Source organism: Dellaglioa sp. CoH-57-MRSF-18, assembly GCF_056781995.1.
The window spans coordinates 1-279 of the sequence record NZ_JBXAXX010000207.1; the positions used below are offsets into that span (position 1 = coordinate 1).

A 279-nucleotide genomic window follows, 5' to 3' on the forward strand; every position below is an offset into this window, starting at 1 on the left:
GCTGGGGTCCCCCTTACTTGCCCAGGCGAAGATCACGCTTGCCGAGCTTCTGGACTATCCGGTGTTTCGCTGGCCGGCGGAGGCATGCCTACTGCTCGATCAGCGACTGTCTTCCCTTCCGTTGAGCCAACAGAGCGTGCAGCATGTGACTTCGTTCGAGATGATGGCGCTTTGGGTCACCGCTGGCTACGGTGTGGGGCTCTCGGCGCAATCGCGCATGGAGCGTGCCCATGCGTGGGGGATCACTATGCGACCGCTTTCAGACGGCCCCTACGAGAT

1 protein-coding gene is annotated in these 279 nt (G+C 62.0%); it reads left to right on the forward strand.

All coding sequences use genetic code 11. The annotated features are described in order from the left end of the window. A partial coding sequence (locus tag AC1RPG_RS08735) for a LysR substrate-binding domain-containing protein (RefSeq protein ID WP_481762594.1) occupies positions 1 to 279 on the forward strand: 279 nt, incomplete at both ends.